Origin of the sequence: Microbacterium sp. NPDC089320 (assembly GCF_040684875.1) — a bacterium.
Taxonomy (GTDB): Bacteria; Actinomycetota; Actinomycetes; order Actinomycetales; family Microbacteriaceae; genus Microbacterium.
In genome coordinates this window covers 78,293-96,544 of the sequence record NZ_JBFBGY010000005.1, presented here as the reverse complement: position 1 = coordinate 96,544, position 18,252 = coordinate 78,293, and the positions used below count along the sequence as shown (strand labels likewise).

Annotated in this window: 16 protein-coding genes; 7 read left to right on the top strand and 9 right to left on the bottom strand. The window is 69.3% G+C overall.

The features are described 5' to 3' along the window. Positions 1 to 1,657, top strand: a 1,657-nt coding sequence (locus AB0N61_RS14500) for a DEAD/DEAH box helicase (protein WP_363365052.1), incomplete at its 5' end; no start/stop codon positions are given. A gap of 271 nt (positions 1,658 to 1,928) precedes the next feature. On the opposite strand, the gene AB0N61_RS14495 is transcribed toward AB0N61_RS14500, so the two are convergent. Beyond that, on the bottom strand, positions 1,929 to 2,468 hold the full coding sequence (locus AB0N61_RS14495; RefSeq protein ID WP_363365051.1) for a YaeQ family protein: 540 nt from the start codon (positions 2,466 to 2,468) through the stop codon (positions 1,929 to 1,931). A gap of 54 nt (positions 2,469 to 2,522) precedes the next feature. Then, positions 2,523 to 3,659 (bottom strand): Rv2578c family radical SAM protein, encoded by a 1,137-nt coding sequence (locus tag AB0N61_RS14490; protein ID WP_363365050.1) that lies wholly within the window; start codon positions 3,657 to 3,659, stop codon positions 2,523 to 2,525. 84 nt (positions 3,660 to 3,743) lie between these two features. On the opposite strand from AB0N61_RS14490, the gene AB0N61_RS14485 reads away from it, so the two are divergent. The 4 genes from AB0N61_RS14485 to AB0N61_RS14470 all read left to right on the top strand — a co-directional run bounded on the left by AB0N61_RS14485 (position 3,744) and on the right by AB0N61_RS14470 (position 6,712). After that, on the top strand, positions 3,744 to 4,679 hold the full coding sequence (locus AB0N61_RS14485) for a M15 family metallopeptidase (protein ID WP_363365049.1): 936 nt from the start codon (positions 3,744 to 3,746) through the stop codon (positions 4,677 to 4,679). A 184-nt stretch (positions 4,680 to 4,863) separates the two neighbouring features. Further along, entirely contained in the window at positions 4,864 to 6,027 is a 1,164-nt protein-coding gene (locus tag AB0N61_RS14480; protein ID WP_363365048.1) for an acyl-CoA dehydrogenase family protein, read from the top strand. A 95-nt stretch (positions 6,028 to 6,122) separates the two neighbouring features. Next, positions 6,123 to 6,344: a type II toxin-antitoxin system ParD family antitoxin gene (locus AB0N61_RS14475; RefSeq protein ID WP_167945310.1), complete on the top strand. Its 222-nt coding sequence runs from the start codon at positions 6,123 to 6,125 to the stop codon at positions 6,342 to 6,344. Continuing rightward, the gene (locus tag AB0N61_RS14470) at positions 6,341 to 6,712 is read left to right on the top strand and encodes a type II toxin-antitoxin system PemK/MazF family toxin (protein ID WP_363365047.1); all 372 of its coding nucleotides are present in this window, start codon (positions 6,341 to 6,343) and stop codon (positions 6,710 to 6,712) included. The genes AB0N61_RS14475 and AB0N61_RS14470 overlap by 4 nt, the downstream gene beginning before the upstream one ends. A gap of 19 nt (positions 6,713 to 6,731) precedes the next feature. Here AB0N61_RS14470 and AB0N61_RS14465 read toward each other — a convergent pair whose 3' ends face one another. The 5 genes from AB0N61_RS14465 to AB0N61_RS14445 form a co-directional block, all read right to left on the bottom strand. Then, positions 6,732 to 7,397 carry an ECF transporter S component gene (locus tag AB0N61_RS14465; protein WP_363365046.1) on the bottom strand — a complete coding sequence of 222 codons (666 nt, stop codon included), beginning with the start codon at positions 7,395 to 7,397 and terminating at the stop codon, positions 6,732 to 6,734. Then, positions 7,394 to 8,269: a siderophore-interacting protein gene (locus AB0N61_RS14460; RefSeq protein ID WP_363365045.1), complete on the bottom strand. Its 876-nt coding sequence runs from the start codon at positions 8,267 to 8,269 to the stop codon at positions 7,394 to 7,396. The genes AB0N61_RS14465 and AB0N61_RS14460 overlap by 4 nt, the downstream gene beginning before the upstream one ends. An 11-nt stretch (positions 8,270 to 8,280) precedes the next feature. Next, positions 8,281 to 9,099: an energy-coupling factor transporter transmembrane component T gene (locus AB0N61_RS14455; RefSeq protein WP_363365044.1), complete on the bottom strand. Its 819-nt coding sequence runs from the start codon at positions 9,097 to 9,099 to the stop codon at positions 8,281 to 8,283. Next, positions 9,096 to 10,865, bottom strand: a complete 1,770-nt coding sequence (locus AB0N61_RS14450; protein ID WP_363365043.1) for an ABC transporter ATP-binding protein — start codon at positions 10,863 to 10,865, stop codon at positions 9,096 to 9,098. Before AB0N61_RS14450 ends, AB0N61_RS14455 begins: the two co-directional genes overlap by 4 nt. Before the next feature lie 97 nt (positions 10,866 to 10,962). Next, complete coding sequence (locus tag AB0N61_RS14445) at positions 10,963 to 11,505, bottom strand: ECF transporter S component (protein WP_363365042.1); 543 nt, start codon at positions 11,503 to 11,505, stop codon at positions 10,963 to 10,965. 166 nt (positions 11,506 to 11,671) lie between these two features. Between AB0N61_RS14445 and AB0N61_RS14440 the strand changes: the two genes are divergently transcribed. Beyond that, on the top strand, positions 11,672 to 14,704 hold the full coding sequence (locus AB0N61_RS14440; RefSeq protein ID WP_363365041.1) for a S8 family peptidase: 3,033 nt from the start codon (positions 11,672 to 11,674) through the stop codon (positions 14,702 to 14,704). Positions 14,705 to 14,797: 93 nt separating this feature from the next. Here AB0N61_RS14440 and AB0N61_RS14435 read toward each other — a convergent pair whose 3' ends face one another. Then, positions 14,798 to 15,715, bottom strand: coding sequence for a pirin family protein (locus AB0N61_RS14435; RefSeq protein ID WP_363365040.1), 918 nt, complete (start codon positions 15,713 to 15,715; stop codon positions 14,798 to 14,800). Then, the gene (locus AB0N61_RS14430; protein WP_363365039.1) at positions 15,715 to 16,032 is read right to left on the bottom strand and encodes a GNAT family N-acetyltransferase; all 318 of its coding nucleotides are present in this window, start codon (positions 16,030 to 16,032) and stop codon (positions 15,715 to 15,717) included. Before AB0N61_RS14430 ends, AB0N61_RS14435 begins: the two co-directional genes overlap by 1 nt. Before the next feature lie 91 nt (positions 16,033 to 16,123). On the opposite strand from AB0N61_RS14430, the gene recQ reads away from it, so the two are divergent. Next, positions 16,124 to 18,208, top strand: coding sequence for a DNA helicase RecQ (gene recQ, locus AB0N61_RS14425; protein WP_363365038.1), 2,085 nt, complete (start codon positions 16,124 to 16,126; stop codon positions 18,206 to 18,208). Positions 18,209 to 18,252: the final 44 nt, after the last annotated feature.

Here is an 18,252-nt window from a genome sequence, read left to right as displayed (position 1 = left end):
CCCTCGCTTCGACCGCAATGATCGCAGCGACCGTCCGCAGCGCGACGACCGTGGGTACGGCGACCGTCAGGGGCGTGGTGGCGACCGCGCTGAGCGTCCTCGGTTCAGCGATCGTGGCGCCGAGCGCCCCCGTTTCGACCGCAATGACCGCAACGACCGCCCCCAGCGCACCGACCGTGGTGGCCCGGAGCGCCCGGAGCGTTCGTACGACGCCGACCGCGCACGTCGCGCGTTCGACCGTGACCGCGCGCAGCGGTCGATCGAGGGTGGCCGTGACGAGCGCTCGCGTCCGTCGACCGGTGGCGCGTACCGCACCGAGCGTCCCCGCCGCGACGACCGCACCGCTCGCGACTCGCGCCCCAGCCGTGATGACTGGAACAAGAAGCCCAAGACCGCCTTCGAGCCGACAGACGACGTCGTGCACGAGCGCCTCGAGGCCAAGTCCGTCGCAGCGGTCGAGGTCGACGGTGTGACCTTCGCCGACCTCGGCCTCGGGTCGAACATCGTCGAGACGCTGGGCAACATGGGCGCGGCCACGCCGTTCCCGATCCAGGCGGCCAGCATCCCAGCCGTGCTCGCAGGACGCGACGTGCTCGCCCGTGGCCGCACCGGCTCGGGCAAGACCATCGCATTCGGTGCACCGCTCGTCGAGCGTGTGCTGCAGTCGCAGGCGGGCAAGCGCCGCGAGTTCGGACGGTCGCCCCGCGCGATCATCCTTGCGCCGACGCGCGAGCTCGCGCTGCAGATCGACCGCACCATCCAGCCGATCGCCCGCAGTGTCGGCCTCTTCACCACGCAGATCTACGGCGGTGTGCCGCAGGGGCGTCAGGTGGGCGCGCTGAAGAAGGGCGTCGACATCGTCATCGGCACCCCCGGTCGTATCGAGGACCTCATCATTCAGGGCAAGCTCGATCTCTCGGACTGCCGTATCGCGGTGCTCGACGAGGCCGACCACATGTGCGAGCTCGGATTCGTCGAGCCCGTGCAGCGCATCCTGCGTCACACGGCCGACGGCAGCCAGAAGCTCCTCTTCTCCGCCACGCTCGACCGTGAGGTCGCGGCGCTCGTCGACGAGTTCCTCGTCGACCCGGCCGTCTACGAGGTCGCCGGTGAAGACCAGGACTCGAGCACGATCGAGCACCGCGTGCTCGTGATCGAGCACCGCGACAAGGCCGACATCCTCACCTCGCTCGTCGACCGCGACGGCAAGACGCTGGTCTTCGCCCGCACACGCGCCTACGCCGACATGCTCGCCGAGCAGTTCGACGACGCCGGCATCCCCGCGGTGTCGCTGCACGGCGACCTCAATCAGGCCAAGCGCACGCGCAACCTCGAGCGTCTGACGTCCGGTCGCGTGAACGTTCTCGTCGCCACGGATGTCGCCGCCCGCGGCATCCACGTCGACGACATCGATCTGGTGGTGCAGGCCGATGCTCCCGACGAGTACAAGACGTACCTGCACCGCTCGGGCCGCACCGGCCGCGCCGGTCGCTCGGGCCGCGTCGTCACGCTCATCACGCGTCAGCGTCAGCGCCGCATGACCGAGCTGCTGGAGCGTGCCGAGATCGACGCACCGTTCGAGAACGCGCGTCTCGATGACGACCTGATCGAGGAGATCGCCGGTCGCGTGCCGACCGCGGCAGACCTCACGTCCTGACCCTCGCGCCCGAAGGCCCCGTCCCTGCATCTGCGGGGGCGGGGCCTTCGCCGTGCCGCGACGCGGCAGCATTCCGAGAGAGGACGGCGTCTGGGAAGGACTGCGCCGGGGGAGGAGAACTGCGCCCGGGGAGGACGATTGGGCGTGGAACCTCCTCCCGAGAGGCAGTTCTCCTCCTGACGGGGCAACGAGGGAGCGAGGGTGCGCGGGTGCGACGCAGCGAGGGAGCGCGGGCGCGACGCGGCTGCTGACCGCGAAGAGCGCTGTCGACTCAGCCGAGCTCGTGCTCGTGGATCGCAGTGCTCGAGGCCGTGCCGTTGAGGTCGAGATAGAGCACCTGCTCGGTGACGGTGAGAGTCATCGTGTTGCGGCGTTCGATGAGCGGCGCGGCGGCATCGATGAAGCCGGAGTCGAAGCTGTAGACCCTGAGGTCCTCGGCCCGATGGATCCGCTTGTCGGCCCACGGCGCCATGACCTTGGCCGGGTCGCGGTGCGTGTACACGACCGTGCGTTCGGCGATACGGCTGCCGTAGTGCAGGCGCTCGGCGTCGGGGGCGCCGACTTCGATCCACGCCGTCGTCGCTCCAGTGAGGTCGCGCACGAGCACGGCGGGCTCATCGGTCTGCGAGATGCCTCCCCCGAACATGATGCCCTCGGTGAACTCGAGCCCGTAGGCGAGCACGCGGGTCAGCATGTAGGCGTCGGTCTCGGACGGATGCCGCGCCGCACGCAGCGAGAAGTCGTCGTGGACCCCGCGGTCCATGTCGGCCAGCTGGACGTCGAACGTGTGCATGGTGGAGCCGATAGCCATAATGTCCGAGCCTACGCGGCGCCACCCGATCTTCCGGCGAGCGAGCGACGACGCTCAGAACAGCATCGGCTGAGTGGATGGAGCGGATGGCGCGGATGCCGTAGACGACGCCCGCGTCGGTCGGGGAGCCACCGCGGTGCGCGCTCGGGCCGACGACGTCGTGTCGTCCTGGCGCCAGACGGAGCCGACGTGACCCTGCCCGCTGCGGATGCCGCGCACCGGGTAGTCGTCTTCGTGCTGCCCGTCGAGCCCGTGCAGTCGGATCAGCGGCCGCGCCCGCTTGGCGAGCCACTGGCGGTACCCCTTCGGTGCCTCGGCGGAGACACCGGGATAGAGCCCGCGATACGACGAGACCAGGTCGGGCCGGAACTCGCCGAGCCACTGCATGAACCAGGGTTTCACGCCGGCGCGCAGATGCAGGGCGCCGTAGATCACGCGATTCGCCCCCGCCTCCTTGATGCGTCGCAGCGCGGTGTCGATCGCCTCGACGGAGTCGGTCATGTGGGGCATGATCGGCATCAGGAAGACGGTGACCCGGAATCCCGCATCGCGCAGCGCCCGCACCGTGTCGAGCCGCGCCTGTGTCGTCGGAGTGCCGGGCTCGATGGCCTTCTGCAGCTCGTCGTCGTACATCGCGATCGACATCTGGATGTCGACGGGCACCCGTTGCGCGGCCTTCACCAGCAGGGGGATGTCGCGCCGGATCAGTGTGCCCTTCGTGAGGATCGACATCGGCGTGCCGGACGCGGCGAGGGAGTCGATGATCCCCGGCATCAGCTTGTATCTGCCTTCGGCCCGTTGATATGGGTCGGTGTTCGTGCCCAGCGCAACGGTCTCGTGCTCCCAGCTGCCCTTGCGCAGCTCTCGCTGCAGCACCTCGACGACGTTGACCTTCACGACGATCTGCGAGTCGAAATCCGATCCGCCGTCGAGATCCAGATACTCGTGCGTTCCCCGGGCGAAACAGTAGACGCAGGCATGGCTGCATCCGCGGTACGGGTTGATGGTCCACGCGAACGGCATGCGCGAAGCGCCGGGCACGTGGTTGAGAGCGGACTTCGATAGCACCTCGTGGAACGTCATGCCCGCGAAGTCGGGCGTGGTCACCGTGCGGAGCACGTTCGAGCGGTTCTCGAGTCCGGGCAGCGCTGCGGCATCGACGTCACCGAGCTTCTGTCCCTGCCACCGCATGAAGAACATTCGAACATATGAACGATGCTCCGGTCAACCCGAATGCGACATCTGTTCTATTCGAGTTAAGGGGACAATAGAGGCATGTCCGTCCCGCCGCAGCCTCAGCATGCGGCGCCGCGCTCCCCGATCCTCGGACCCGCACTGCCCCTCGGTCTCGCGGTGACGGCGATCGGCGTCCTGCTGTCGCTCGCCGGCGCACCGATGCAGCCGGCGGTGCGCGGGGAGCTCGCGATGCCCGAGCCCACCGCGGTGCAGGACGTGCCGGCGGTCGAGGTCGGTGCGACCACCGCGGCGGATCCGTGTTCGGAGCCGAGTGTGCTCGACGCGATAGCCGTCGCCGACGACGCGGCGATCATCGCCGGCTTCGGGGGTGGCGAGAGCTTCCGATCCGCTGTCGTCGCCGGCAACGCGCCCTGCGTCGCGCTCGACGACCCCGCTCACGTCTGGGTCGTCGTCAACAAGGCGCGTCCGCTCGTTCCGGTCTCCTTCGCGCCGTCGTCGCTCACCGATCTTCCGCTGCAGATGACGACTCGCTCCGGTCAGGCGCGAACCGACGTCGCCGCGGCGGTCGGCGAGATGGTCGACGCGGCGGCGGCCGAGGGGGCGGGGCGCATCGGCGCGAACAACGGCTATCGATCGTATGAGCTGCAGGTCGTGACTCACGCCGCTCATGTGCGCAGCAGCGGCCAGGCGGGTGCGGATGCGTCGTCGGCGCGTGCCGGACACAGCGAGCATCAGACGGGGCTCGCGATCGATCTCGTGGCGTGCGACTCGTCGTGCGGAGCCATCGAGGCGTTCGGGTCGACGGTGCAGGGGGAGTGGATCGCGGCCAACGCGTGGGAGTACGGCTTCATCGTGCGCTACGAGCAGGTGGGCTCCGGCGTCACCGGCTACAAGCCCGAGCCCTGGCACCTGCGATATCTCGGCAGGGAGCTCGCGGCCGCTTACCACCAGGGCGGCTATCACACGCTCGAGGAGTTCTTCGGGCTCCCCGCGGCCCCCGATTACACCCACTGAGCGCGGCGCTCGGAGCGCCGGAGGGCGGCATCGCGGGGCGCGGGCGCGCCGATTGCGGCATCCGACAATCGCGGTACCGAGTCTCACCGATTGTGGGATGCATTCTCACAACGAGCTGTCGGGGTGTCGGCGACCCGACATAGAATCACCGGAGCAACGACGCACGAACGTTCGGGAGGACGCAATGGAACGCGACATCTACGAAGAGGATCACGAGGCATTCCGCGACCTCGTCAAGGACTTCGTCAAGCGCCACGTGAACAACGCGGCGATCGAGCGGTGGGATGCCGCCGGCGAGATCGACCGGGCGACCATGCTGGCAGCCGGCGAGGCCGGCCTGATTGGACTCTCCGTTCCCGAGGAGTTCGGCGGTGCCGGGATGCTGCAGGACTACCGCTTCCGCACGATCGTGATGGAAGAGGTCATCGCCTCCGGAGCCGGTTCGCTGGCCGGCGCCTTCGGCATCCAGGACGACCTGGCTGTCCCCTACCTCGTGCACATGGGCACGCAGGAGCAGAAGGAGAAGTGGCTGCCCCGCATGGCGACGGGCGAGGTGCTCGGCGCGCTCGCGATGACCGACCCCGGAGCGGGCTCCGACCTGCGCGGCATCAAGACCAACGCCAAGAAGGTCGACGGAGGCTACATCCTCAACGGCGCCAAGACGTTCATCTCGTCCGGCTCGACGGCCGACGTCGTCGTGACATTCGTCAAGACGGGCGAGGGCAATCGTCCTGACGCGTTCAGCCTGCTGCTCGTCGAGAAGGGCATGGAGGGCTTCGACCAGGGCAAGAAGCTCAGCAAGATGGGCTTCCACGGCTGGGACACGGCCGAGCTCAGCTTCACCGACGTGTTCGTCCCCGACGAGAACCTCATCAGCGGCAAGGAGGGCCAGGGGTTCATCCAGTTGATGCTGAACCTGCCGCTCGAGCGCCTGTCGATCGGCGTCGCCGCGGCAGCGGCCGCTCAGGCCGCCCTCGACTGGACCGTCGCGTACACGAAAGATCGCGAGGCGTTCGGCGAGCGCATCGCCGACTTCCAGAACACCCGCTTCCGGCTCGCGGACATGGCGGCGACCACTGACGCGATGTGGGCGTACATCGACCGTGCGCTGATCGCCTACAAGAACAGCACCCTCACGGCCGAGGATGCCGCGAAGGTCAAGTTCTGGGCGACCGAGCGCGAGTGGGAGGTGCTCGACATGGGCGTGCAGCTGCACGGCGGCTACGGCTACATCATGGAGTACCCGATCGCCCGCGCGTTCACCGACGCCCGGGTGCACCGCATCTACGGCGGCACGAACGAGATCATGCGTGACCTCGTGGGTCGTCAGATCGTCGGCAAGCGCTGACGCATCGCGCAGAGGGGCCCAGGATGACGGCATCCTGGGCCCCTTCGCGTACAGCGGCAGTAGGAGAAGCGTTGCTACTCGAGTAGCATCGACGTATGACGAACGCCAAAGTGAGTCTGAGCCTGAGTGAAGGCGATATCGCGTTCCTCGATCTCGAGACGCTGAGCGGGAGGTACGCCTCGCGTTCTGCCGCAGTGCAGGATGCCGTTCGACTTCTGCGCGAGAGTCGACTTGCCGATGCCTACGCAGAGGCCTTCGCCCAGGGGTACGACGACGCGTGGGATGCGGCCGACGCGGATGGCCTGGCGTCCGCATGACGGACGCGTCCATCCCCCTGCTGCGACGAGGACAGATCCTGCTCGCGTCCTTCGACCCTGCGGTCGGTTCGGAGGCGAGTAAGACCAGGCCCGCCGTTCTCGTCAGCAACAATGCGGCGAATGCCGCGGCGATGCGCTCACCGCGCGCGACGGTGACCGTCGTGCCGGTCACGTCCACTGTCGCCCGGGTGTTGCCCTTCCACGTGCTGCTTCCGGCCGACGCGACTGGCCTCGACCGCGATTCGAAGGCGCAGGCCGAGCAGGTGCGAACGATCGCGGTCACGCGTATCGTGCGCCCTATCGGTTGGGTGCCGGCGGAACTCGTCGCCGCGATCGACGACGCCCTACGCCTGCATCTCTCGCTCTGAGGGTCGGACGGAGCGCGGGTCAGCGAGGCAGACGACTGCCGACACCCGCGCGACGCAGCCGGTCGGCGATCAGGATGCCGAGCGCTGTGGCGGCGAGGCAGCTCGCGAGCGTGATCGCGAAGAAGGCGATCTGCAGCGCGGGGTCGAACGTGCCGAGGTCGAACGATGCCCAGGCGAGGATCGGATAGACGATGCCGACGATGGCCGCGCCGAGGTAGTGCAACCAGGTTCCCCAATAGCGCCAGAGCACGAACAGGAACGGGAGCTCGGTGAACGCCGCCCACCACAGGTTCGTCGCGACGCTGCCGAAGCCGTATCCCGAGAAGGGGACGATCACGAGTCCGGCCAGGAGGCCCACCAGCAGTCCCACGAGCGGGCGACGCAGCAGTCGCAGGGCGATCACCGACGGCAGCAGCCAGAGTCCGGCCAGCGCGACGCTGACGAAGGGGAGGCCCGGGAAGAGGATCGTCGAGATCCAGTTTGCGGGAGCGAGGAGCGCGCCGCCGGCGACTCCGAGCGCCGCGCACGTCAACAGGATCGCGGTCGGGATGCGAAATCGCGAACGTCCGCCGGCGGTGCGAGGTCGATTCTGCACCTCTGCGGGCGCGTCGGGGCGCGTTTCCGGCCCCGCACCGCCCTGCTGATCGGAGGACGGGGTCGGGAGTGCAGCATCTGCCCCGCTCATGCGAGGGGCTCCGCCGCCGCCTCGCGGGCTGCCTTCGAGGTGGGCGAGGCCGCGCCGATCTTCCAGTATCCGCAGAAGCTCACATCGTTCTTGTCGACCCCGCGGTCGCCGACGAGGTGCTTCCGCGCACCCGAGGCGAGCGACTGCTCACCCGCTGCATAGGCGTGGAACGGCGCCGCGGGCAGCGTCAGCTCTCGCAGCCGAGCGAGGGCGAACGAGCCGGGGTCGAACTCATGCGGGCGCGCCAGCCAGACGATCTCGACACCGGCGGGATGCGCGAACTCCAGGGCGTCGTCGTCGGATGGGACCTCGATGATCGCCGTTCCGGTCGCGTCGGCAGGCAGCGATGCGCAGATAGAGGCGATGGCGGGCAGCGCCGTCTCGTCGCCGATCAGCACCACGCGGTCCGTTCCGCGCTGAGGGTTGAATGCCAGGCCCTCATCGATGATCAGCACGTGCTCCCCGGGTTCGCAGGTCTCCGCCCATCGGGATGCGGGTCCTGCCGTGCCGTCGGCGGCAGACCCGTGCAGCACGAAGTCGACGTCGATCTCGGCGCCCGACCCGCCGGCGGCCGGTCGGTACGCGCGCACGCTGTAGTTGCGCATGACCGGTCGCTCGCCGTCGGGGATCCGCAGGAACTTGAGGTATCCGAACATCCTGTTCGCCTTCGCGGGAACGCGATCGAGACCTGCGTCGCCGCCGATCGGCAGGAACAGCCGGAACCACTGGTCGTAGCCCATCGGGCGGAACTCCTCGATCTCGCCTCCGCCGAGGGTGATCCGCATCCAGTGCTCGGAGAGGCGCTCGGTGCGCAGCACGCGGAGGTGGAGGAGTTCGGGGGACTCGGGCTTGACCAGTCTGCTGTATGCCATGCGGGCGCCTTTCAGGGCAGCTGCCAGGGGAAGAGGAACAGGAAGATCGCTGCCGATGCGGCGATGGCGGCGATGATGAAGACCGTGTCGCGGAGGCGGAACGGCACGAGGTGCCGTTCGGTGCGCGTCGCGTGGGCGCCGAAGGCACGGGAGTCCATCGCGAGGGCCACACGCTCGGCGTGGCGGATCGCTCCCGCGAGCAGCGGGACGATGTATCCCCAGCCGCGCGCGATGCGCGCGAGGGGACTGCTGCCTCCGTGGTGCCCGCGCACGCGATGCGCGGCTCTGATCACCGCGAGCTCATGCCCGAAGCGCGGCACGAAGCGGAAGGCGGCCAGAGCCGTGTAGCCGATCCGGTAGGGCACCCGCAGCTGCTGCACGCTCGCGCGCACGAGGTCGGGGCCGGTGGTGGTCAGGCCGCCGATGAGGGCGAGCGCGACGATCGCGCCGAGCCGGAGGGCGGTGGCGAAGCCGATCGCGGGGGCGCCTCGGTGCAGCGTCCAGTCGCCGAGTTCGAGCACGGCAGGGGTGTCTCGCACGATCTCGGGGTCGACCCACAGCGAGAATCCGAGTCCGATCGCGATCATGCCGATCGGGAGGGCCAGGAACAGCACGGCGGCGATGCGCCGGGTCACGCGCGATCCGGCGACGATCAGCGCGACAGCGGAGACCAGGAAGACGGCAGGCGTGGCGAGGTCGCGCACGAAGATCAGCAGGACCATGGCCGGGGCGACTCCGGCGAGCTTCGCGAGCGGGTTGAGCGCATACAGGAAGTGGCGCGGGGAGGATGCCGCCATCGCGGCGTACGGGTCGAAGGCGCCGGCGCTCATGCGATCGCCCGACCCGCCGCGGCCAGCACGCGCTGCAGCGTGGGGAGCCGGAGCCCCGCGTCGACGAACGGCGTCTCGTCGCGGAAGAGCACGTCGGTGCGATCGGCGGCGTGCACGCGACCGTCCTTGAGGATCACGGTGTGCGACGTGTGCTCGGCGACGAGCTGCAGGTCATGGGTCACGATGATGATCGTCGTCCCCTCGTCGCGCAGGTCGTGCAATAGCGAGAGGAGTTCGGATGCCCGGGCGCGATCCTGACCGAAGGTCGGCTCGTCGAGCGCGAGCACTCGGGGGCGGGTGATCAGCGCCGTGCCGACCGACAGGCGGCGCTTCTCGCCGCCCGAGAGCAGGAAGGGGTGCACGTCGGCCTTGGCCTCCAGACCGAAGCGGATGAGCATGGCGTCGACGCGCTCACGCGTCTCGGCATCCGGGGTGTGCCGAAGTCGCAGCCCATGCGCCAGCTCGTCGAACACGGTGTGCGCGATGAACTGGTGCTCCGGGTTCTGGAACACGAATCCGATGCGGCTCGAGAGCTCACGGGGCGAGGCCGACCCCGGGTCGATGCCGTCGACCGTGACCTGCCGTCGAGGTGGCGGGACCACGCCCGCGAGCGCCTGCAGCAGGGTGGTCTTGCCCGCGCCGTTGGTGCCGATGATCGCCGTCAGGCTCCCGGGCTGGATGTCGACGTCGATGCCGTGCAGGATCTCCATCCGGTGCCGGCGCACGGTGAGACCGCGCGCGCGGACGATCGGGGTGCTCTGCCGGTCCGCCTCGTCCGTCCATCCGTCGTCCGTCCGCAGGACCGAAGCACGGATGTCGGGTGAGACAACGGCTCCCGGTCCTGCATCCGTGCCCTGATCCTGCAGGCGGGCCGGGGCTGGGGCGGAGGATGTCCGGGGCACGGCGGATGCGGCGGCCAGCGCCGCGGCGAGCTCCTCAGGCGTGAGCGGCAGCTCGTCGACCTCGAGCGTTCCGGCATCCTGCATGCGCAGCGCAGCCAGGGTCGCGGCGGGCAGCCAGACGCCCATCTCGACCAGTTCCGTCGCGTGCTCGCGGATGATCCGGGTCGGTGGGCCGTCGAACGCGACCCGGCCTGTCCGGTCGAGCACGATCGTGCGGGTCAGGAAGCCCATGGCGGCATCGAGGTTGTGCTCGACGAGCAGGATGCCGCGATCGCCGGCTGCGATCACCTCGGTCAGTGCGGCGTAGACGTCGTCGATGCCCTGCGGGTCGAGATTCGCGGTCGGCTCGTCGAGCACGATCAGGGGCGATCCCATGGCCAGTGCGCACGCGATCGCGAGACGCTGACGGCCTCCGCCCGACAGGCGGTCGGGGTTCTCGTCGCGCCGCTCCCAGAGACCGACACGGCGCAGTGCGTCGGCGGTCCTCGCGTGCACCTCGTCGAGCGACAGCAGGAGGTTTTCGGGCCCGAAGGCGACCTCGTCGTAGACGGTGCCCGTGACGATCTGCGCGTCCGGGTCCTGGAAGACCATCGCGACCTGCGTGCTCAGCGATGCGGTGTCGGCTTCGGCCGTGCTGATGCCGCCGGCCTCGACAGATCCCGTCATGGCCGCCGGCACCGCGTGGGGGATCAGGCCGTTGAGCGCGAGGGTGAGCGTGGATTTGCCCGACCCGGACGGGCCGAGAAGCAGCACGACCTCGCCCGGCTCGATGTCGAAGGTGACGTCCCGCGGCGAAGGGTGCACAGCGTCGGCGTGGGTGATCGAGAGGTCACGCACGCGGAGGAGAGGCGCGGATGAGCGCACGGCATAACCCCGGTTCGGCGGATCGGTACGGTTCTAACTTAGCTGAGCCTTACCTGATCTGCACAGATGCCCGGAGTGACGGCGCCGGGTGCGTCGATCAGCGCCGGGCGACGCCTGCGCGGCTGAGCGACGAGCCGATCGCGAGTCCCGCCGCCGTCCACGCGATCGGACCCAGCACCGAGATCACGAGATACGAGACCTGCGCCCACGGTGCGAAGGTCGCGAGGTCGACGGCGAAGAACACCACGACGGCCACGATCGCCCCGATGATCGCCGCAGAGATGAAGAACCGCCACGGCCCCCACGAGCGATAGCGGGTGAGCGCGGCGATGCCCTCCTGGATGGCCCCGAACAGCAGCGCGGTGCCGACGAAACGCAGCGTCCAGGCCGGGTTGAACGCGCTCGAGATGAGGGCGGCGAACACGTGCGTGACGAGGGCCACGAACGGGCGGCGCAGCACCTCCTGGGCGATGATCCCCGGCAGGACGTGCGATCCGAGGACGAGTCCGTAGAGGTACGGAGCGGCGGCGATGACGACCGGCGTGATGAGCCCGGCGATCCCCCCGAGGATGCCCGTCGCGACGCCGATCGCCGCGCAGATCAGCAGCACACGGGTCGTGAGGACGGGGGAGGGGGCCACTCCTCCAGCCTACTGTCGACCATCGGCGAAGCGGCTGGCCGTTCGGCCAGGAATATACCCCGACCCTGGTGTGTGGCCGGAAGCCGGGCGTAGCTTGAACGGCGGTGCGGCAACGCAGTCGCACCGTGATCATCGGGAGAAGCACATGGGTCGAACACCCCTCCGGATGGCAGCGGCCACCACCCTGGCGACGCTGTTCATCGCATCGACGGCAACCGCAGGCTATGCAGGCACGGAGGAGGTGACAGACCCCACCCCGGTCGAAGGCACGCCCGGTCACTACATCGTCGTGCTGAAGTCCGATCCGCTCGCGAGCTACACCGGCGACGTCAACGGCCTCAAGGCCACGAAGCCCGCCGAGGGCGAGCAGCTCGAGACGCAGTCCCAGGACTCGCAGCGCTACGTGCAGCACCTCGAGGCCGAGCAGCAGACGGTCGCGCAGGAGGCGGGAGTCACTCCCGAGATCAGCTACCAGGTGGTGCTCAACGGCTTCAGCGCCGAGCTCACGGGCGAGCAGGTCGACAAGCTGCGTGCGTCGAAGGACGTGTACGACGTCTACCCCGACTTCATCCGTCACCCCGATGCGCAGACCTCGACCGACTTCCTCGGTCTCGGCGATGACAAGAAGGGACGGGGCGGCGTCTGGCAGCAGACCGGCGGCGTCGACAAGGCCGGCGAGGGCGTGGTCGTGGGTGTCATCGACACCGGCATCGCTCCCGAGCACCCCTCGTTCGAGGGAAAGAAGCTCAAGAAGCAGCCGAAGAACGACAAGCGCCACAAGGGTGGCCAGCCGTACACCGACGGCACCTTCGTCTACTTCGACAAGTCCGACGGCGGTCAGTTCCGGGGCACGATGGTCGAGGCTCAGGAGTGGGACAAGAGCGACTACTCGTCGAAGCTCATCGGAGCCCAGTACTTCTACAAGGGCGCCGAGGCGGCCGGATTCGACTTCCAGTACGACTACCTCTCGCCGCGCGACGGCGACGGCCACGGTTCGCACACCGCGAGCACGGCGGCCGGCGACTTCGGGGTGAAGGCATCGATCGAGGACGTCGACTTCGGCAGGATCTCGGGGGTCGCACCCGGAGCCAAGGTCGCGGCCTACAAGGCGTGCTACGTCGGACCCGATGAGGCCGTCACCACCGACGACATCTGCGCGGGAAGCGACCTGATCGCGGCCATCGACCAGGCCGTGGCCGACGGCGTCGACGTGATCAACTACTCGATCGGCGGCGGAGCGGCATCCACCGTGCTCGCCCCCGAGGACATCGCATTCTTCAACGCGGCGGCGGCGGGCGTCTTCGTCGCCACCAGCGCCGGCAACGACGGACCCGACTCCGTCACCGCCGACCACGCCTCCCCGTGGTACACCACGGTCGCGGCATCGACCATCCCGACGTGGGAGGGCACCGTGCAGTTCGACGGCTTCGCCCAGGCCGGCGCCTCGGTGAGCGTGCCGTTCGGCACGACCGTCACCGGACCGTCGATCTACGCGGGCGACGCGGCAGCTGCCGGACAGGCCGCCGCCGATGCCGCGCTGTGCTTGCCGGGGTCGCTCGATGCGGCCAAGGTCACGGGACACATCGTGGTCTGCGACCGCGGCGGCAACGCCCGTGCCGAGAAGTCGCAGGTCGTGAAGGATGCCGGCGGCATGGGCGTCGTGCTCGTGAACGTGCCCGGTGGCGCGGACTCGCTGGACAACGACTTCCACGCCGTGCCCACCGTGCACCTCTCGTCCGTGCATCGCGCCGCCGTGCTCGCCTATGTGCAGGGCGGAGTCGACCGTCCGATCACGCTCGTGGGCGAGAACACGACCGGTGTGGTGACGCCGGTGCCGCAGATCGCCGGCTTCTCGAGCCGCGGCCCGATGCTGGCCGACGGCAGCGACATCATGAAGCCCGACATCGCCGCCCCCGGCGTCGCGATCCTCGCGGCCACGCAGAACGCGCCGGGAGAGGCGCCGACCTTCGGCATCCTGTCGGGCACGTCGATGGCGTCTCCGCACATCGCCGGTCTCGCGGCTCTGTATCTCGGTGAGCGACCCAACGCGAAGCCCGCCGAGATCAAGTCGGCCATGATGACCACCGCGTACGACACCGTGAACCCCGACGGCTCGGCGAACAGGGATCCGTTCCAGCAGGGCGCGGGCCAGGTCGACCCGAAGAGGTACTTCAATCCCGGTCTGTTGTACCTGAACGACGTGCCCGACTGGGTGGCGTTCCTCGAGGGCAAGGGGCTGGCCGACTTCCCCGGTGAGCCGATCGACGGCAGCGACCTCAACGTCGCGTCGTTCTCGATCGGGTCGCTCGCCAGCGCGCAGACCGTCACCCGCACCGTGACGGCGACCGAGAAGGGCACGTTCACGGCATCCGTCGATCTGCCCGGCGTCGATGTGACCGTCGAGCCGTCGACGCTGACGTTCACGAAGCCGGGTCAGACCGCGACCTACACGGTCACGTTCGACAACCAGAGCGCTCCCGTCGAGCAGTGGGCGACCGGATCGCTGACCTGGACGAGCAAGACCAACTCCGTGCGCTCGCCGATCGCGGTGTTCCCCGTGACGGCCGACGCACCGGCCGAGGTCGAGGGCACGGGAGTGGACGGGTCGACCGCCGTCGAGATCACCCCGGGCGTCGACGGCGAGCTCGCGCTCGGGCTGTCGGGGCTCACCCCGTTCACGCTGCTGGAGGACCCCGACGGACGCGTGGTCGGACACTCGGGCGACGAGGCATCGGGCGACGAGAACAAGGACGTGTCGTGGATCGTCGACGTGCCCGAGGGCACGACGCTCTCGCGCTTCGACCTCGACTCGTCGGATGACACGGGCAGCGACCTCGACCTGACGGTCTATCGGGTCGTGAGCGCCGACGATCTGCGCTACTACGAGCGCTGGCAGTCGGCGACGGGTTCGGCGGACGAGCAGGTCACACTGCCCGCTCCGACGCCGGGCACCTACCTGGTGGTCGCGAACGTCTACTCGACGTCGGCTCCGACGACGTGGGACATGACCTACGCCAACGTGCAGCCCGACGACGAGGGCGCGTTCACCGCGACCCCGAACCCGATCGAGGCCGTTCGCGGCCAGGCGACGAGCTACGAGCTGAGCTGGACCGGCCTCACCGCGGGCACGCGCTACCTCGGACTCGTGCAGTACGGCGAGTCCGCGGTGCGCACGATCGTCACGGTCGACGCGCAGTAGCGATCAGCGACGGCGCCCCGTGCTCTTCGGAGTGCGGGGCGCTGTCGCGTGCGGGGCGCCGCGTCGCGGGGGCTCGCCGCGTCGCGGGAGGCGTCAGATCTTCCGACCGCGCGGCATCAGTCGCACGTCGGGAAGAGGCGGGGCGGGGATGCGCACATCGTGCCCGTCGACGACACCGAATCGCGCGGAGGCCGCCTCCCACTCGGTGCGCGCCTCGACGATCTCCTCGTGGGTGCGTCCGGCGAAGTTCCACCACATCACGATCTCGTCCTCGAAGGGCTCGCCGCCGACGAGGAACAGCAGCGCCCCCTGCGCGCTGGACACCTCGACCGCATCCCTCGAGTCGCCGAGGTACAGCATGTCGTTCGCCGTCATGCCGTGCGTGGCGACGACGGCGTCACCCTCGACGAGCATGAGACCGTGCTCCCATCCCGGTCGCAGCGGAACGCGCACGCGGGCACCCGCGGGGATCCGGATCTCGGCGCCGACGATCGGGGTGTGCACGGTGGCCGGCGATGAGGTGCCGGCGAACTCGCCGAGGACCACGGTGGCCGTGGCGTCATCTCCCTCGTCGGCGCGGAGGGACACCTGCGGGAGGTCGGTGTGCCGTTCGAACCCGGCGGCACCGTGGCGCGCGGTCTCGGGGAGCACCACCCAGAACTGCAGGGCATCGAGCGGGATCGGGTCGTCGCCGATCGAGTACTCCGAATGAGAGATGCCGTTTCCGGCGGTCATGAGGTTCAGCTGACCCCTGCGGAGGTCGGCATCGCTGCCGAGCGAGTCACGGTGACGGATCTCCCCGACCAGCGGCCAGGTCACGGTCTGCAGCCCGATGTGCGGGTGCGGCTCGACGCGCATCCTGGTGTCGGCGGGGCCGAACCGGTCGAGGAAGCACCACGCCCCGATGGTCGGGAGATTGCGGTGCGGCAGCACGCGCAGCACGTTCATCCCGCGCACCCCGCCGAGCGGCACCTCACGCGGTTCGAGGACGATGCGTCGTTCGCCGATCATCACGCCTCCGTCGACGCGGCGCCCGGCCGCTTCGGCCAGCGGATCTCGGCTCCGGGGATCTCATGCGTCGTCAGGTACTTCGCGATGTACGGGCACAGCGGCACGATCGCATCGCCGGATGCCGAGGCATCGGTCAGCGCGCGCTCGGCGAGGATCCCCGCGAGCCCCTGGCCCTGGAACGCGGGGTCGATCTCGGTGTGGATGAAGCGGATCGCGCCCGGACGCAGCTCGAACTCTGCGAAGCCTGCGAGCGTCTCATCGGAGCGGATCTCATAGCGCGAGGCGTCGTCGTTGCGGGTGACGGTGATGTCGGTCATCGGGGGCTCCTTCGGGCGTCTGCCACAAACCTACGCCCGCTGAGTCTCCACAGGCGCGGCCGACGTCGGCGGGGGTCGTTACGCTGGAGGGATGCCGCAGACTCCCCGTGACCCCTACGAGGATCTGCCCTACGCCGACGAGCCGTGGGACGGTGCAGGGTGGGAGCCCTCCGAGCCACCCGAGCCCATGGACTGGGAGCCCCAGGGGGCGGGGTACGAGCCGCCGCTCGACTGGGGACAGGGGCCCGTGACGCCGGTCGGATCGGCATCCGCACGTCGTTCTGCTCCGGGAGTGCGTTCTGCTCCGGGAGCGACCGCGCCGACCGCACGGCGGGCCGCGCCCAGCCGCTACGCGTCTGCGGCGGAGGCGCTGCACACGGTCTTCGGCTACGACGAGTTCCGCGGCGATCAGGCCGCGATCGTCGATCAGGTCATCTCGGGCGGCGACGCCGTCGTGCTCATGCCGACCGGCGGCGGCAAGAGCGTCACCTACCAGGTGCCCGCTCTCGTGCGCGAGGGCACGGGGCTCGTCATCAGCCCGCTCATCGCTCTCATGCACGATCAGGTCGACGCGCTCCGTGCCAACGGCGTCAAGGCCGCCTATCTCAACTCGACGCAGGCGATCGACGAGCGGCGAGAGGTCGAACGGGCGTACGTCGCCGGAGAGCTCGATCTCATCTACGTCGCCCCCGAGCGGCTGTCCTCGCCGCAGACGACGGCGCTTCTGCAGCGCGGCACGCTCAGTGTGATCGCGATCGATGAGGCGCACTGCGTGTCGCAGTGGGGTCATGACTTCCGCCCCGACTACCTCGCGCTCGGAGATCTGGGCGAGCGGTTCCCTGGAGTCCCGCGCATGGCCCTCACGGCGACCGCGACCCGGGCGACGCACAAGGAGCTCACCGAGCGCCTGCGTCTCGACGGATCCGACGGAAGGGCGGGGGCGAAGCACTTCGTCGCCAGTTTCGACCGCCCGAACATCCAGTATCGGATCGTGCCCAAGGTCGATCCGCGCAAGCAGCTCGTCTCGTTCATCCGCGCGCAGCCCGAGGGCTCGGTCGGCATCGTCTATGCGCTCAGCCGCAAGTCGGTCGAGCAGACCGCCACCTACCTCGCGGCCCAGGGGTTCGACGCGCTGCCCTATCACGCGGGTCTTCCGGCTGAAGTGCGGGCCGCCAATCAGTCGCGTTTCCTCCGCGAGGACGGCGTCGTGATGGTCGCGACGATCGCCTTCGGCATGGGGATCGACAAGCCCGATGTGCGGTTCGTCGCCCACATCGACCTGCCGAAATCCGTCGAGGGGTACTACCAGGAGACCGGTCGTGCGGGTCGAGACGGCGAACCCTCGATCGCGTGGATGGCATACGGCCTCGGAGACGTGGTGCAGCAGCGCCGCATGATCGACCAGAGCCCGGGCGATCGCACGTTCAAGATGCGCCTGGGGCAGCACCTCGACGCGATGCTCGCGCTGTGCGAAACGGTCGAATGCCGCCGCCAGAACCTGCTCGGCTACTTCGGGCAGGACTCGCAGCCGTGCGGCAACTGCGACACCTGCCTCGACGAAACAGAGACGTTCGACGGCCTGATCCCGGCACAGAAGCTGCTCTCGACGATCGTGCGGCTCAAGCGGGAGCGCAACCAGGCCTTCGGTGCCGGGCACCTGATCGATATCCTCCGCGGAGCCTCGACCGAGCGCATCCGTCAGCAGGGACACGAGAAGCTCGCGACCTACGGCATCGGCGCCGACCTGTCGGATCAGGACTGGCGCAGCGTCGTCCGCCAGTTGCTCGCGCGCGGGATCATCGTGGCGCAGGGCGACTACGGCACGCTCGCTCCGGGCGAGCAGTCGGCCGGTGTGCTGAAGGGCGAGACCGCGGTGCCGCTGCGCAAGGACACGATCGGGCGACCCGCCTCATCGCCTCGCGCACGCAAGGCGAGCGCCGCGGATGCGCTCGATCAGTCCGACCGTCCGCTCTTCGAGGCGCTTCGCGCGTGGCGAGCCGAGACGGCGCGCGAGCAGGGCGTTCCGGCATACATCGTCTTCGGCGATGCGACGCTGCGCGCGCTCGCCGAGCATCGTCCGGCCTCGCTGGCCGATCTCGACGGGATCACGGGGATCGGGGCCAAGAAGCGCGATGCCTACGGCGAGGGTGTGCTGGCCGTCATCGCCGCAGGCTGACGCGCCTCACCCCGCCGCACCCCGCCGCACCCCGCCGCACCGCA